Origin of the sequence: Micromonospora sp. NPDC005237 (assembly GCF_040607775.1) — a bacterium.
GTDB lineage: Bacteria > Actinomycetota > Actinomycetes > Mycobacteriales > Micromonosporaceae > Micromonospora.
The window spans coordinates 779528-795170 of record NZ_JBEXHJ010000001.1 but is presented as its reverse complement, the minus strand read 5'-3'; the positions used below and the strand labels follow the sequence as shown (position 1 = coordinate 795170).

The window sequence follows — 15643 nt, the reverse complement described above, 5'->3', positions numbered from 1 at the left end:
AGCCGCCCGAACGTCAGCCGGCCAGGTGCGACCAGTCGCCCTCCAGCTCCCGCCAGGTGCCCTGCGCCGCCACCGCCCCGGCGTGCAACACCACCACGTGGTCGGCGCGGACCAGCGCGGCACGCTTCGCGGTCGACCCGACCACGGTCACCCCGTGCGCCCGCAGCGCCCGCCACAGCGCCAGCTCGGTGGTGACGTCCAGCGCCGACGACACGTCGTCGGCGACCAGCAGTTCGGTACGCGGTGCCAGCGCCCGGGCCAGCGCCAGCCGCTGTAGCTGGCCGCCGGAGAGCCGGGTGCCCTTGTGCCCGATGAGCAGACCCAGCCCACCGCCGGCGGCGGCCAGGTCGTGGTCGAGCTGGGCGGTGCTGACCGCGCCGGCCGCGTCCACCTGGTGGCCGAGCGCGATGTTGTCGGCCACCGTGCCGGAGAGCACCCGGGGCAACTGGCCGACGTAGCCGACCTGGTTGGGGCGCAGGAACAGCTCGGGCTCGGTGACCGGGTCGCCGTTCCACGACAGCTCGCCGGTGTGGTGCACGATGCCGGCCAGCGCCCGCAGCAGCGAGGATTTGCCCGACCCGACCGGCCCCACGACCAGCACCAACTGCCCGCGCTGCACCGTCAGGTCCACGTCCCGGACGGCGACCGTGCCGTCGGAGTGCACCACCGAGAAGCGGCGCAGCTCCAACCGGCGCAGCGGGTGCCGGGGCGGCGACGTCGGCGCGGGCGCGGTCCCGGCGGCCAGGTCGACCGCCGGCACCGCCGCCGTGTACGCGCCCACGCCAGTCATCGCCACCGTCCGGCGGGTCCACACCCGCGCCGACGGCAGCTGGGAGATCAACGACGCGGTGGTCCAGGCGAACCACCGGGCCGCGCCCAGCGTGGAGACGGCCACCAGCACCGCGCCGGCCGACAGCTCGCCGCCCAGGTAGAGGGCCCACGCGCCGATCGGCAGCAGGCCACTGGCCACCGACGGCGTCGACCGCGACCACACCTGCACGGAGATCTCCCGTCGCTGCCGGTCACTGCGCAGCGCGTCCAGGACGGCGAGGTGACGCAGCACCGCCGCCGTGGCGCCGGCGAGCTTCACCGTCCGCGCCGCGGAGAGCGCGGAGACCAGGGCGGTGGCGAACGCCGCCCGCGCCGTCACGGTCGCCCGGGCGGCACGCTCCAGCTTCGGACCGAACAGCGTCGCGGCCAGTCCGGAGACGACCATCGTGCCGAGGAAGAACAGCCCCGGTACGACGCTGCCGGTGACCGCCGTCATGGCGACCACCAGGACCAGCGCGACGGACTGGTCGAGCACGTTGTCGGCGAGTTGCACCACGCGCTCGGTGTCACCGCCCTGCGCCACGACCTCGGCCGGGGTGTGCGAGCTGACCCGGCGCGGGCCGGTCTGGCCGTGCACCAGACGCAGGCCGATCCGCAGCATCTGCCGCACCCACCAGTGCGGGAACCAGACGTGGGTGTAGTACGGCAGCGGCAGGGTGACCAGCAGCCCGGCCACGATGCCCAGCGCCGGCAGGTACGGGCTGCCGGTCCCGTCGACCAGGTCCGCCCAGAGCCACGGCAGCAGCGGGCCGTCCAGCCCGAGCAGACTGAGCCCGAGGAACAGCGCGATCGCCGCCGCGCCGTACCGAGGGTCGTTGGTGCAGAGCCGGATGATCTCCCGGAACGTGCGGGCCGGCGGGGTCGGTGGCAACGGCGGCGGCTCGGCCCGCGCCGCCGGGCCCGGCTCACCCGTCACGGCCGGTCCGACCGGACCAGCGCCCGGCCGGGTGCCGGCGGTCTCGGAGCCGGTCAACAGGTCGGCGCCAGCGGCGTCCGGGCCGGTCAACAGGTCGGTGCTGGCGGTCTGCGGTCCGGTCAGCAGGTCGCTACCGGCGTTCTGCGGGCCGGTCAGCAGGTCGGTGCCGCCGCCGGACCGGAACGCCGACGCCCCGCCGGCGTACACGGCGGCGTGACTGGTCGCCAGCAGCTCGGCGAAGCGCGTCGACGTCTCCAGGGGGCCGGCCTCGACCACCGCGCCGTCGGCCAGCACCACCACCTCGTCGCAGCGGCGCACCGAGGAGAGCCGGTGGGCGATGACGATGCCGATCCGGTCGCGCAGCAGCCGTTCGGTGGCCCGCTGCACCCGCGCCTCGGTCACCGGGTCCAGCCGCGCGGTGGCCTCGTCCAGGATCACCACGTGCGGATCGCGCACCAGGATCCGGGCGAACGCCACCAACTGCTCCTGGCCGGCGGAGAGCACGTGCCCGCCCTCCCCCAGCCGGGTCGCCAACCCGTCGGGCAGCTCGGCGATCCAGCCGGCCAGGCCCAGCTCGTCCAACGCCCGGGCGGCGGCGTCGAGCAGCTCCGGGTCGTAGAGCGCGACGTTCTCGGCGAGCGTGCCGGCCAGGATCTCGGTGCGCTGCGGCACCAGCGCCACCCAGCGGCGCAGCTCTTCGACGTCGAGGTCACACAGGTCGGTGCCGCCGAGGAACACGGTGCCCGACGGCACGTCCACGGCCCTGGTGAGCACCTTCGCCAGGGTCGACTTGCCCGACCCGGTACGCCCGATCAGGGCGTACGACCGGCCGCGCGCGAAGGTCAGGCTGAGCCCGCGCAGGGCCGGACCCCGCCCGCTCTCCGGGCCGCTCACCTCGTATCCGAACGTCAGGTCCCGGATGCGCAGGTCACCCTCGGCCGGACTGGCCCCGCCGACCGGCTCCTGCCGGGCCTTCTGGAGCAACTGCACCCGGGCCCACGCGCCGAGGGCCTCCTGTAGCTCGGGCACCATCCGGCTGACGTGTTCGGCGGTGGCCCCGAAGGCCAGGGCGAGCAGCCAGATCGCGGTGAGCCGGGCGGCGTCGACCCGGTCGGTGGCCAGGGCCCAGGCGCCGCCGAGCACCACCACGCCGACGCCGGCCCGGATCGTCGCGGTGGCGACCGTCGCCACCCGGGCGGACAGCACCCAGACCCGGTGGCCGCGGGACAGCACGGCGGCGGCGCGCCGGGCGTACAGCCGCAGCACGTACGGCTGGGCCAGGCTGGTCCGCACGTCGTCCTGACCGTGCACCGCCTCCTCCATCACGGCGGCCAGGTCCGACCAGGCCTCCTCCTCGACCATCCGGGCGGGGCCGATCCGCGCCGTGGGCCGGCGCAGCCCCACCCCCAGCAGCACCGTGAGCAGCAGCATCGCTATCCCGGCCGGCCACCACACGGCCAGCGCCACCACCATCGACAGCAGGCCGACGCAGAGCCCCTGGGCGAGGCGCGAGCCTTGGTTACGTACCGCCGACGCCACCTGGTAGACGTCCCCGTCGATGCGGTCGAGCAGCTCGCCCACCGGCGTGGTCTCGAGGCTCGGCAGGTCCTGCCCGAGCGCGACCCGGCAGAGCCGCCGACGGACGTCCGCGGACCAGTCGGCGGTCAGCCCGGCCATCAACAGGCTCACCACGAGATCGCTGAGCACCACGGCGGCCAGCGCCGCGGCCAGGACCGCGAAGGAGCTCGTCGACCGGTGTACCAGCACGGCGCCGGCGAGCGCCGACGCGCCCGCCTGACCGGCGGCGCCGAGCACGATCAGGACGGCCACGAGCGTCAGACGGCGCGGCGAGGTGCCCCACAGATCACGGAGCAGGCGCATCGGAGTTCCTCCGGACGTGGGTGGCGGAACACCCAGCGTGCCGGCAGCAGCCCCGTCGACTCAACCGATTTACCCGCCCTGAGCAGGACTTGCGGTCAGGTCTGAGCGACCCGGCGCACGATGCCGAGCAGCGCCTCCTGCACGTCGGCGATGGGCCGGTCGGGCTGGAACACCAGCCAGTCCACGGCCACCACCAGGCCCACCCCGAACAGCGCCGAGGAGGCGGTGGGCACGTCCAGATCGGCCGGCAGGTCCCCGCTGTCCACCCCGGCCCGCACGGTCTCGGCGATCACCGCGATCGCCTCACCGCGCAACAGCCGCAACGTCTGCTGCCACTCCCGGTTGGTCCGCCACATCTCCGACAGCAGCAGTTGGGCGAAGGCCCGGTACCGGCGGATGTACTCCAGTTCGGCGCGGACCAGGGCCGCCAGCGCGGCGCGCGGCGGCTGCCCGGCGACCGCCGCCCGGAACTCGGCGGTGAGCAGGCCGATGCCGTGGCGCAACAACTCCTCGAAGAGCACCGTCTTGGACTCGAAGTTGTAGTAGACCGTGCCCTTCGCGACACCGGCCCGGGCCGCGATGTCGTCCACCGTGGTCGCGGAGAAACCGCGCTCGGCGATGAGGTCCACCGCGGCGACGAAGAGCCGCTGACGCGTGTCCTCCCGCCGCCTCGACCGTCCGTCCGTCACCGGCCCATCCTCACATGGTCAGCTCGGGGTGCAGCTTCGCCGGGGTGAGCCGGCGTGAGCGACGGGCCGCGCCGGCGGTCAGGGCCAGCGCCGCCACCGCGAAGCCGAGCAGCACGAGCGCCGCCGTCACCACCGGGCCGGCCGGGCCGCCGTTGATGGTGTGCCGCAGCCCCGCCACCACGTAGCTCATCGGCAACCAGGGGTGGATCGCCTGGAAGAAGCCGGGCGAGGTCTGGACCGGGTAGGTGCCGCCCGAGGACGTGAGCTGGAGCATCAGCAGGGCCAGCGCGGCGAGCCGCCCGGCGGGGCCGAGCTGGGCGCCCAGCCACTGCATGATCGCGGTGAAGGCGAGCGAGACCAGCGCCAGCAGACCCAGCGTCGCGGCGGGGTGCACCGGGGCCAGCCCCAACACCAGTGTCACCACGGTGAAGAGCACACCGGCCTGGGCCAGCCCGACCGCCGCGGCGGGCAGAAACCCGGCCAGCGCGACCCGCCAGGCGGGTGCGCCGGACATGACGTGCCGCCGGTTGACCGGCCGCAGCAGCATGTACGTGATCATCGCGCCGACCCAGAGCGCCAGACCGAGGAAGTACGGCGCGAAGCCGACCCCGTACGAGCCGGCCGGGTGGCGGGCCGAGCGGTCCAGTGACACCGGATCGCCGAGGATGCCGGAGCGGGCGTCCGCGTCGTCGTACCCCGGAATCTTCTTCTCGCCGTCGGCCAGGCCGTCGGCGAGGTCGCCGGCCCCGCCGCCCAGCCGGGTCAGCCCGGAGGCCAACTCGCCGGCGCCGCTCTCCAGTCGGATCAGGCCGTCGGCGAGCCGGTCGCCGCCGGCGCTGAGCCGGTCGAGCCCGCCGTCGAGCTCGCGGGCCCCGGTGGCCAGGCGGAACAGCCCGCCGCGCAGCTGCGCGGCCCCGGTCGCCGCGTCGCCGAGACCGTCGCGCAGCTCGGCGCTGCCGTCGGCGAGGGTGCCCAGCCCGGCCGCCAGCTCGTCGACCTTGCTCCGCGCGGCGGCCACGTCGTCGGCCAGGTGCGGCGCCGCGGCGGCGATCTGCCGCGCCGTGGCGGCCACCGCGCTCATCCGCTCGCGCAGCGCGGTCAGGTCGGCCTGGTCGAGACCACCGACCACCGACCGCGCCGCCTCGACTCCGGCCACCGCGGCCGCCCTCGCGGCGACGACATCCGGATCGTCGGCCAACTCCGGGTGCGCGGCGACCAGTGCGTCGAGCCGATCGCGCACCACCTGGGCCTGGGCCTGGGCCTTCTGCGCACGCTGCGGCAGCGCGTCCAGGCCGTCGGCGAGCGCCTGCGCCCCGTCGGCGATGGCCGTCGCCGACCGCTCGATCCGCTCGGCGTTCTCCCGCAGGACCGGCTCGATCCTCGCGGCCGCACCGTCCACCCTGCTGGCCACCGCGCGGGTCGCCGTCGCGGCCCGCGCGGTGCCGTCGGCGAGCTGCGCGGCGCCGGTCCGCAGTTGATCCAGCCCGGTGGCCAATTCGTCGGCGCCCCGCGCGCTCGCGTCCAGGCCGGCGGAGAGCCGGCCGGCCCCGGCGGCGGAGCTGTCCAACCCGTCGGCGACCTGTCCGGCACCGTCGGCCGAGCTGTCCAACCCGTCGGCGATCCGACCCGCGCCCGCCTCGGAGCTGCCCAGCCCGTCGGCGAGCTGACCGGCGCCGTCGGCGGCCCGACCCGTCTCGGCCTTGGCATCGGTGAAGCCCACCAGCATCCGGGCGAAGTAACCGGACGCGGCGCTCTCCGCCGCGGCGGCCCGGATCTCGCTGAACGCCGAACGGGCGAGCAGACCCGACAGGTAGTTGGTGGCGTCGTCGTTGACCACCTTCAGCTCGCCCCGATGGGCCGGCTGGCCGGGCTCGGGGCTCGCGGCGAGCGTGGCCGAGAAGTCCGCCGGAATGGAGAACACCAGGTGGTACCGGCCGCTGCGCAACCCCGCGTCGGCGTCCTCGGCATCGGTGACCTGCCAGCCGAACACCCGGCGGTCGATCAGCTCGTCGGTCAGGTCCTGCCCGGCGTGCACCACCGACCCGTCGCTGGCCGTCGCCGGCCGGTCGGCGTTCACCAGGGCGACCGGAATCCGGTCCATCTTCCCGTACGGATCCCAGAAGGCGTAGAGGTAGAGCGCCCCGTACAGCAGCGGCACGACGGTCAGCACGGCCAGCGCGGCGCGCGGCAGCCGGCCCCGGGTCATCCGGCGCAACTCGAACCAGGCCAGTCGGACAACACTCATCGGTTCACCTCGGTGTACTGGTCGGCAGCCGCCCCGACGGCAACGGCGGTTTCGGGTGGGCCCAGTCGGTGCACGATCGACGGCGAATGCGGTTCCACCTCGCGGGCGGTCACCACCACCGCGATGCCCCGGTCGGTCAGTCGACCGAGAAGGTCCCAGAGCAGGGCGCGGTCCGCGCCGTCCGTACCCGCGTCGATGTCGTCGGCGAGGATCAACCCCGGCCCCGCGAGGGTGGCGAGCACCAGCCCGAGTATCTGGCGCTGCACCGGGGTCAAGTCCCGTCCTCGGCTGGCCGGGTCGAGCGGGACGTCCGTGCCCAGTCCGGCGCCTTCGATCACGGCGGCGACCGCGTCCCGCCGGCCCTGCCTCGGCGACCGGCGCCGGCCAGTCGGTCGACCGCCCACCGTGCCGTTCCCGAAGATCCCTCGACGACCCGTCGACCGTCGGTCGGGCCCGCCTCCGCCTCCGGCTTGGCCTTCGGCTTCGGCTTGGCCTTCGTCTTCGGCTTGGCCTTCGGCTTCGGCTTCGGCTTCGGCTTCGGCTTCGGCTTCGGCTTCGGCTTCGGCTTCGGCTTCGGCAGCGTCGGCAAGCTCGGCAGCCGGGAACTCGCCTGCCGCACCGGGACGAAGGGCCGTCGGCCCGGCACGGTCAGCTCGCCGCCCGAGCAGCGACAGTCGTTCCGAGATGTGCTCGGCGACCGTCAGCTCCGGGTCGGGCTCGTGCACCCCGGCCACCTGACCGAGCGCCGCCACCGCACGGCGCTCCAACTGCCCTTCGCTCGTGGGGAAGCGGTTCGCCAGGGCGAGGAGCAGAGAGGTCCGTCCGCTACCGGGCGCCCCGACGATCGCGTGCAGCTCACCCGCGTTGACCGCAAGGTCGACACCCCGAAAAACCCACCCCCGAGAGGTACGCAGGCCAAGACCCCTCGCCTCGACGACCACGACGCCCACCCCGATCACTGTACTGACTGGTCGGTCTAAAAACATGACCCAGCATAGGCGTGATGGTCGGGTTCGCGCCCGTCTGGGACGCGTGATCCCGGTCATCACGGGAGCGTGGATGCGTGCCACCGGGCGGCTCCGCCGCTCCGGCTTGATCAACACGAGATCGGCGATGTCGGGGTGTCAACCCGTCCCGGACACCCCGATATCGGCGATCCCGAGTCGATCACCGCCCGGACGCACCCCGTCGACCGTGTCCATCGCGTCGACCGGGCGAGATGACCGTTCCCGGAGGCCGCCGTGGTGAGATGTCCGCTTCCGGGCGGCCGCCGTGGTGAGATGTCCGCTTCCGGGCGGCCGTCGGGGCGGGATGTCCGCTTCCCGGCGGCCGTCGGGGGTGAGATGTCCGCTTCCGGGCGGTGTCGGGGTGTGACCGGTCGCATCCGTGGGCTGGAATCGTGGCGGGCCGGGGTTCGTTACATACCCTGACGATCGCAGGACCACGGCCAGCCGCCCCGCCCGCTCAACCGGGATGGGAATGGCCGGCCCGGCCGGGTCGTTGCAGACCCCCGAACGACCGTGGGCTCGCCCCCGGGGTCCGCTATTTGGCCCCGGTGAGGGCCCGGGAATGACTCCGGCCCGGCAGCCGTTACACACGGTTCGGCGCCACGAGCCCCACTCGCGGCCCGCCCCGGGAATGACCCCGGCCCGACGGTCGTTACACACGGTCCCGGCGCCACGAGCCCCCCGCTCGCAGGCCGCCGCCCCCGGCGCCACGAGCGATCAGCCCGTAGGCCGCCCCCAAACTTTCCCCGCTTGATAGTGCAGCGCCCGACGAGGTGCTCACACCCGCGTCACCCACCCCCGGTGGTGGCGTGTGGTGTTCCTACCCCCGAAGGAGCTACCCCCATGAACACGATCTTCCGTAAGAGCATGCTGTCCGTTGCTGGTCTCGCGTTCGCCGGTGGTGTCTTCGCCGGCCCGATCGCCGCCCACGCCAACCCCGCTGTTGACGCCAAGCCCGTCGCGGCCGTGCAGACCGTGTCGAAGCCGCAGGGCAACCAGTCGCACATCAGCCTCAACGACGAGCAGACCGCCGACGCCAAGGCGATCATCGCCGCCACGAAGAAGGCCGGCCTGCCCGAACGCGCCGCGGTCATCTCCATCGCGACGAGCCTGCAGGAATCGAAGCTGGAGAACCTCGGCCACCTCGGCGACATGAACGACCACGACTCGCTGGGTCTGTTCCAGCAGCGCCCCTCCAGTGGTTGGGGCACCCCGGAGCAGATCACCAACCCCGAGTACTCCACCACCGCGTTCCTCAAGGGCCTCAAGCAGGTCGACGGCTGGCAGGACATGCCCCTGACCCAGGCCGCGCAGACCGTGCAGGTCTCGGCCTACCCGGACGCCTACGCCCAGTGGGAGCAGCAGGCCACCGACCTGGTTGGCCAGCACTGGAACAGCTGACCGCACGAACCAATGGCCGGCACCCCGAACCCGGGGTGCCGGCCATTGGCATGCCCAGCCCCGGCTCGGGTCAGAACAAGACGGTGGCGAGTGTGCCGACCGGTTGGAAGCCGCAGCGCTCGTACACCCGACGAGCCGGCAGGTTGAAGTCGTTGACGTACAGGCTGACCGTGGGGGCGACCCGGAGCAGCGCGTCGCGTACAACGGCGGCCATCGCGGCGGCGGCGATGCCGCGGCCCCGCCACTCCGGCGCGACCCAGACGCCCTGGACCTGGGCGGTCCGTTTGGTCACCACGGCCAGCTCGGCCTTGAACACGACCTTGCCGTCGACGAACCGGGCGTACGCGCGGCCGGCGCGGACCAGGTCGTTGACCCTGCGGCGGTAACTGCGGCCGGCGTCCTCGGCGAGCGGGGAGACACCGACCTCCTCGGTGTACATGGCGACCGCCGCCGGAAAGAGCCGGTCGACCTCGCCGGAGCGGACGCGGCGTACCTCTGGATCGGCCGGTACGGCCGGCAGTGTGTCGGTGGCCAGCAGCGGCTGGTTGGGGCGGACGTCGCGGGCCGGGCCCCATGTGTCGGAGAGCCGGTCCCAGAGGCCGAGGACGGCGTCGGCGCGGCCGACGATGGAGGAGCAGAGCCGCTCCTCCCCCGCGAGCAGGTCGGCGAAGGCGGACACGGCGGCGTCGCTGGCGAGCACCGGCGTCAGGTTGCCACCGAGCCAGCACAGCGATTCGAGGTTGCGCCGGGCGCCGTACCCCAGGATCCGCCCTTCGGCGCGCCACCAGGAGAGCCCGCGCGCGGCGATGCGCTCCGCGACCTGCGCGCCCGCGAACGGGTCACGGTCGAGCAGGCGCTCGACCGCGCGGCGCTCCGATTCCCCCAGTTGCCGTACCGGCACCGTCAGCACGACTACCAGCCTGCCAGATCGACCCCCCGCCCCGCCGGCCGAGTGGCGAGCCCGCCGTCACACGGTCATCGGCTCGGCGACCGGGCTGGTCGGACGGGTCCGGCCGGCCCACCGGACGACCGGGGGCACCAGGGCACCGAGCAGGAGGAACAGCCCACCCAGCGCGAGCCATCCCGGTACGCCCCAACCGAGGGCGAGGCTGGTCACCACGACGGGCGCGAGCATCTTGCCCAGCTCGTAACCCATGCCGTACGTCCCCTGGTACTGCCCCTGCGCGTCGGCGGGCGCCAGCCCGAAGGAGATCCCCCATCCGGCGGCGGAGTGCCACAGCTCCCCGATCACGTGCGCCAACGACCCGCAGCAGAGCAGGCTGATGGCGCCCGGTGTGGGCAGCGCGCCGCTGGCGGCGAACAGTACGCAGGCCAGGGCGATGACGACCCCCGCCCGGCGGGACGCGCGGGCGGCCCCCGGCAGGGTGACGGCGCTGCGTGCCGCGCGTACCTGCAGGAGCACCACCAGCGCGGTGTTGACAAGCGTCAACACCGAGATCATCCAGGCCGGTGCGGTGGTGTGCCCGGCGATCCACAACGGCAGAGCGAGGGTGAGCAGGCTGAAGTGCATGGACATCAGCCCGTCGAGCAGGGTGAAGGCGAGGAACGGGCGGTCCCGTAGGGCGACCAGCCGGGGTCCTCGCGTCGGGGCGGCGACGGGTGCGACGGTGGGCAGCCGGACGGAGATCGCCGCTGCGGCCAGCGACGCCGCCGCCGTGGTCAGGATCAGCGCGAGGTAGCCGGCGCGAGTGTCGGCGGCGATGGCGAAGCCGCCCAGGACGGCGCCGACGGAGATCCCGACGTTGGTGGTGGCCCGCAGGTAGGCGCGGGTGTGCACCCGCTGGTCGGCCGGGATCGCGCCGGCGATGAGCGCTCCCCGGGCGCCGCGGTCGACCGCGTCGGCGAGCGCCGTGGCGGCGCCGACCAGCAGGAAGGCGGGAAACGATCGGACGGCGATCAGGCCGGCGGTCAGGACGCCGGCCGCGATCAGCCCGCCGACCTGTGCGCCGCGCGGCCCGACGCGATCGGCCAGGTAGCCGCTCGGTGCGCTCGCGAGCACGCCGACGAGCGCCGAGATGGTCAGGCCGACACCCACCTGGGTGGCCGAGAGGCCGACCGAGCGGGTGAGGAAGAGCGCGCTGGCGACCAGCCACAGGCCCCGCCCGACGGTCTTGACCAGGGTGCCGAGGGTGAGGATCCGGGCCGGACCGGGCGGTGGGAGCAGGCGCATGCCGGACACTCTAACAAGACGTACGTACGGTTTGTAGACAGGAGCTTGTCGGCGATGCATTGCCGATATATCGTTGATGCATCAGCGACAGTACGAAGAGAGGAAGAACCTCATGAGGTTCCATCGACAGCACCACCCGATGCACGAGGCCCGGATGCGGGGCTTCGGCTTCCCGCCGGTCCCGCCCGGCCCGCATGGTCACGGCCACGAACACGGCGGCCCCTGGGGCGGACGCGGTCGCGGACGGGGCAGGGGCCGACGCCCCAACGTCCGTGGCGCGGTGTTGGCCCTGCTCACCGAGCGGCCGATGCACGGCTACGAGATGATCCAGGAGATCGACTCCCGCACCGGCGGCGCCTGGCGGCCCAGCCCGGGTTCGATCTACCCCACCCTTCAGCTCCTGGAGGACGAGGGTGTGATCGCCGCCAGCACCGAGGAGTCCAGCGGTGGGCGCAAGCGGTTCACGGTCACCGAGGCCGGGCAGGCGGAGGCCACCGCGGCCGCGCAGACCCCGGCGTGGGCGGACGTCGCCCAGGGCACCGTGAGCAGTTGGCACGACATCCGCGACTCCGGCGCGCAGGCGATGAACGCCCTGCGTCAGGTGATGATGAACGGCACCGACGACCAGCGTGAGCGGGCCGCCCAGGTGCTCGACGAGACCCGGCGCAAGCTGTACGCGATCCTCGCCGAATCCGAGTGACAGGCGGCAGCGCCCGTACGAGAAGAGCGGCCGTCTCCCCGAGGGGAGGCGGCCGCTCGTCGGCAGGCAGCAGAGATCAGTGCACGGTGACGGTCGGGCCGGTGACCAGCCCGCGCAGCTCCTCGGGAAGCTCGGCGCCCATCTCGTCGGCGATGCGCAGCGCCTCCTCGATCAGCGTCTCCACGATCTGCGACTCGGGCACCGTCTTGACGACCTGGCCCTTGACGAAGATCTGGCCCTTGCCGTTGCCGGAGGCGACGCCGAGGTCGGCCTCGCGGGCCTCGCCCGGGCCGTTCACGACGCAGCCCATCACGGCGACCCGCAGCGGCACCGGCAGCCCCTCCAGGCCGGCGGTGACCTCCTCGGCGAGCTTGTAGACATCCACCTGGGCCCGCCCGCAGGACGGGCAGGAGACGATCTCCAGACCGCGCTCGCGCAGGCCCAGCGACTCCAGGATCTGGTTGCCGACCTTGATCTCCTCGACCGGCGGGGCGGACAGCGACACCCGGATCGTGTCGCCGATCCCCTCGGCGAGCAGCGCACCGAACGCCACCGCCGACTTGATGGTGCCCTGGAAGGCCGGCCCGGCCTCGGTGACGCCGAGGTGCAGCGGGTAGTCGCACTGCTCGGCGAGCTGCCGGTACGCGCGGATCATCACGACCGGGTCGTTGTGCTTGACCGAGATCTTGATGTCGCGGAAGCCGTGCTCCTCGAACAGCGAGCACTCCCACAGCGCCGACTCGACGAGCGCCTCGGCGGTGGCCTTGCCGTACTTGCTCAGCAGGCGCTTGTCCAGCGAGCCCGCGTTGACGCCGATCCGGATCGGCACCCCCGCATCCCCCGCGGCACGAGCGATCTCCTTGACCTTGTCGTCGAACTGGCGGATGTTGCCCGGGTTGACCCGGACCGCCGCGCAGCCCGCGTCGATCGCGGCGAAGACGTACTTGGGCTGGAAGTGGATGTCGGCGATCACCGGGATCTGCGACTTCTTGGCGATCGCGGGCAGCGCCTCGACGTCGTCCTGGGACGGCACCGCCACCCGGACGATCTGGCAGCCGGACGCGGTCAGCTCGGCGATCTGCTGCAGGGTCGCGTTGACGTCGGAGGTGAGGGTCGTGGTCATCGACTGCACGGACACCGGCGCACCGCCGCCGACGGGCACCGAACCGACCATGATCTGGCGGCTGGCCCGGCGGGGAGCGAGCGGCGGGGGCGGCACGGCGGGCATACCGAGACTGATAGCGGTCACTTCAGGCACTCACCTTGAGAAGAGCGTGATGGGGTTGACCACGTCCGCGGCGATGGTGAGCAGCGTGAACGCGCCACCGATCAGGATCACCGCGTACGTGAAGGGCATCAGTTTGAGGTAGTCGACCCGGCCCGGGTCGGCCCGGCCGATCCGCGCGTAGACCCAGGAGCGGGCCCGTTCGAACCAGGCGATGGCGATGTGGCCGCCGTCCACCGGGAGAAGCGGCAGCAGGTTGAACACCCCGATGAAGAAGTTCAGCGACACGAAGAGCATGAAGAAGACCAGCCAGGCGTTGTTCTGCACGGCCTCACCGCCGAGCCGGCTGGCGCCGACCACGCTGATCGGGGTGTCCACGTCCCGCTCGCCGCCGGTGAGGGCGGTCCACAGGGCGGGGACCTTCTGCGGGATGCGCTGCAACGCCTGCGCGGTGCCGACGGCGAGTTGGCCGGTGAAGTCGGCGGTGGCCCCGAAGGCGCCGACCGGCCCGTACGTCACGCGGGTGGGGGTGCTGGGCACGAGGCCGACGCCGAGCGCGGCCACCGGCGCGGCGGCGCCCTTCGGGTCGTCCAGGGGCGGACGCTGGGTCTGCGCGAGCACCGTGCTGGTGCTGCCCGCCTGCCCGTCGCGGACGTACTCGATCCGCGTGGTGTCGCCCGGCTTGAGACTGCGCAGCGTGGTCAGCAGGTCGCCGTAGTTGCTGATCGGGGTGCCGTTGATCGAGGTGATCCGGTCGCCGTCGCGCAGTTGGGCCTGAGCGGCCGGGCTGGCCGCGTCAGCGGGGGTGCACTCCCGCAGCGTGTTCTCCGGCACCACGCAGGGGCTGAGCTGGATGACCGCCGGCTCCTTGCGGGCCTGCGCGTCAGTGGTGGGGAAGTCCGGGTTGGGCAGGCCGGCGGAGACGGCGAGGATCCAGATGGTGATCAGCGCGAGCGCGAAGTGCGTGATCGACCCGGCGGCCATCACGATGGTGCGCTTCCACACCGGGTAGCGCCACATCACCCGCGACTCGTCGCCCGGCTCGACGTCGTCGTCCTGCGGCGTCATCCCGACGATCTTGCAGAAACCGCCGAGGGGAATGCCCTTGAGGCCGTACTCGGTCTCGCCCCGTCGGAACGACCAGATGGTGGGACCGAAGCCGACGAAGTACTTGGTGACCTTCATCCCGAACATCTTGGCGGTGAGCAGGTGCCCCGCCTCGTGCAGACTCACCGAGATGAGGATGGCCAGGGCGAAGAGGACCACCCCGAGCAGGTACGACATCAAGCTCCTTCCACCGAACCCGCGATGATCTCCTGCGCGTGCGCGCGCGCCCACGACTCGGCCGCGAGCACGTCCTCGACGGTACCTGGTTCGGCGAAGTCCGGAGCGTCCTCCAACACGCGTTCGAGGGTGTCGACGATGCCGAGGAACGGCAGTCGGCCCGCCACGAACGCCGCCACGCACTCCTCGTTGGCCGCGTTGTAGATCGCCGGGCGGCAGCGCCCGGCCTCCCCGGCGGCCTTGGCCAGGGCCACGGCCGGGAACGCCTCGTCGTCGAGCGGCGCGAACTCCCAGGTGTGCGCGGCCGTCCAGTCGACGGCGGTGGCCGCCTCGGGCACCCGGTGCGGCCAGCCGATGCCCAGCGCGATCGGCAGCCGCATGTCCGGTGGGCTGGCCTGGGCGATCGTCGACCCGTCGGTGAACTCGACCATCGAGTGGATCACCGACTGCGGGTGCACCATCACGGTGATGTCGGCGTACGGCACGTCGAACAACTCGTGCGCCTCGATCACCTCAAGGGCCTTGTTGACCATGGTCGCCGAGTTGATCGTGACGACCGGCCCCATGTTCCAGGTCGGGTGCGCGAGCGCCTGCTCGGGTGTGACCTGCGTCAACTCGTCGCGCCGCCGACCCCGGAACGGGCCACCGCTGGCCGTGACGATCAGCCGCCGCACCTCGCCGCGCGACCCGGACCGCAGGCACTGGGCCAGCGCCGAGTGCTCCGAGTCGACAGGCACGATCTGCCCCGGCCGCGTCACCGCAGCCTTGACCAGCGGGCCGCCGGCCACGAGCGACTCCTTGTTGGCCAACGCGAGAGTACGACCACCGCGCAGCGCGGCCAGCGTAGGAGCGAGGCCCAGCGAGCCGACCACGCCGTTGAGCACGACGTCGCACGGCCACTGCGCCAACTCGGTCATGGCGTCCGGCCCGGCGACAATCTTGGGAAGTTTGAAGTCGCCGGTGGCCCAGCCCCGGCGGCTCGCCTCCGCGTAAAACGCGAGTTGCAGGTCCTGCGCCGCGGATGCCTTGGCCACCCCGACCGCCTCGACGCCCAGTTCGAGGGCCTGCGCGGCGAGCAACTCGACGTTGCCACCGCCGGCGCCGAGCGCCACCACCCGGAACCGGTCCGGGTTGCGCCGGACGATGTCGATGGCCTGCGTGCCGATCGAACCGGTGGACCCGAGCAGAACAAGGTCGCGGGGGGAAGTCACGAGGCCATTCTCCCCCACCGCCGCTGTACGCCCGCTGGGAGCCTCAGCCGCCGCCGCGCGGC

11 protein-coding genes are annotated in these 15643 nt (G+C 73.0%); 2 read left to right on the top strand and 9 right to left on the bottom strand.

Translation table 11 applies throughout. The annotated features are described in order from the left end of the window. Nucleotides 1-13 precede the first annotated feature (13 nt). The 4 genes from ABZT87_RS03825 to ABZT87_RS03810 form a co-directional block, all read right to left on the bottom strand. Nucleotides 14-3628, bottom strand: a complete 3615-nt coding sequence (locus tag ABZT87_RS03825; protein ID WP_355133427.1) for an ABC transporter ATP-binding protein — start codon at nucleotides 3626-3628, stop codon at nucleotides 14-16. Between the two features lie 95 nt (nucleotides 3629-3723). Then, nucleotides 3724-4317: a TetR/AcrR family transcriptional regulator gene (locus ABZT87_RS03820; RefSeq protein ID WP_354857591.1), complete on the bottom strand. Its 594-nt coding sequence runs from the start codon at nucleotides 4315-4317 to the stop codon at nucleotides 3724-3726. A gap of 10 nt (nucleotides 4318-4327) precedes the next feature. Further along, complete coding sequence (locus ABZT87_RS03815) at nucleotides 4328-6562, bottom strand: YhgE/Pip domain-containing protein (protein WP_355133425.1); 2235 nt, start codon at nucleotides 6560-6562, stop codon at nucleotides 4328-4330. Further along, on the bottom strand, nucleotides 6559-7512 hold the full coding sequence (locus ABZT87_RS03810) for an ATP-binding cassette domain-containing protein (protein WP_355133423.1): 954 nt from the start codon (nucleotides 7510-7512) through the stop codon (nucleotides 6559-6561). Before ABZT87_RS03810 ends, ABZT87_RS03815 begins: the two co-directional genes overlap by 4 nt. A gap of 900 nt (nucleotides 7513-8412) precedes the next feature. Here ABZT87_RS03810 and ABZT87_RS03805 point away from each other — a divergent pair. Further along, nucleotides 8413-8970, top strand: a complete 558-nt coding sequence (locus ABZT87_RS03805; protein ID WP_355133421.1) for a hypothetical protein — start codon at nucleotides 8413-8415, stop codon at nucleotides 8968-8970. A gap of 70 nt (nucleotides 8971-9040) precedes the next feature. On the opposite strand, the gene ABZT87_RS03800 is transcribed toward ABZT87_RS03805, so the two are convergent. Together ABZT87_RS03800 and ABZT87_RS03795 are read right to left on the bottom strand one after the other, a co-directional pair. Then, on the bottom strand, nucleotides 9041-9880 hold the full coding sequence (locus ABZT87_RS03800; protein ID WP_355133419.1) for a GNAT family N-acetyltransferase: 840 nt from the start codon (nucleotides 9878-9880) through the stop codon (nucleotides 9041-9043). A gap of 57 nt (nucleotides 9881-9937) precedes the next feature. Then, entirely contained in the window at nucleotides 9938-11161 is a 1224-nt protein-coding gene (locus ABZT87_RS03795; RefSeq protein WP_355133417.1) for an MFS transporter, read from the bottom strand. A gap of 112 nt (nucleotides 11162-11273) precedes the next feature. Here ABZT87_RS03795 and ABZT87_RS03790 point away from each other — a divergent pair, with 112 nt between their 5' ends. After that, a complete protein-coding gene (locus ABZT87_RS03790) occupies nucleotides 11274-11861 on the top strand; it encodes a PadR family transcriptional regulator (RefSeq protein ID WP_139586621.1) in 588 nt (195 codons plus the stop codon). Nucleotides 11862-11937: 76 nt separating this feature from the next. On the opposite strand, the gene ispG is transcribed toward ABZT87_RS03790, so the two are convergent. From ispG to dxr, 3 genes are read right to left on the bottom strand one after another with little or no spacing between them, the layout of a single operon-like run. Then, nucleotides 11938-13110, bottom strand: a complete 1173-nt coding sequence (gene ispG / locus ABZT87_RS03785; RefSeq protein WP_355133415.1) for a flavodoxin-dependent (E)-4-hydroxy-3-methylbut-2-enyl-diphosphate synthase — start codon at nucleotides 13108-13110, stop codon at nucleotides 11938-11940. Nucleotides 13111-13119: 9 nt separating this feature from the next. Then, a complete protein-coding gene (locus ABZT87_RS03780) occupies nucleotides 13120-14370 on the bottom strand; it encodes a site-2 protease family protein (protein ID WP_354856336.1) in 1251 nt (416 codons plus the stop codon). Next, nucleotides 14370-15581 carry a 1-deoxy-D-xylulose-5-phosphate reductoisomerase gene (gene dxr / locus ABZT87_RS03775; RefSeq protein ID WP_355133413.1) on the bottom strand — a complete coding sequence of 404 codons (1212 nt, stop codon included), beginning with the start codon at nucleotides 15579-15581 and terminating at the stop codon, nucleotides 14370-14372. Before dxr ends, ABZT87_RS03780 begins: the two co-directional genes overlap by 1 nt. Nucleotides 15582-15643: the final 62 nt, after the last annotated feature.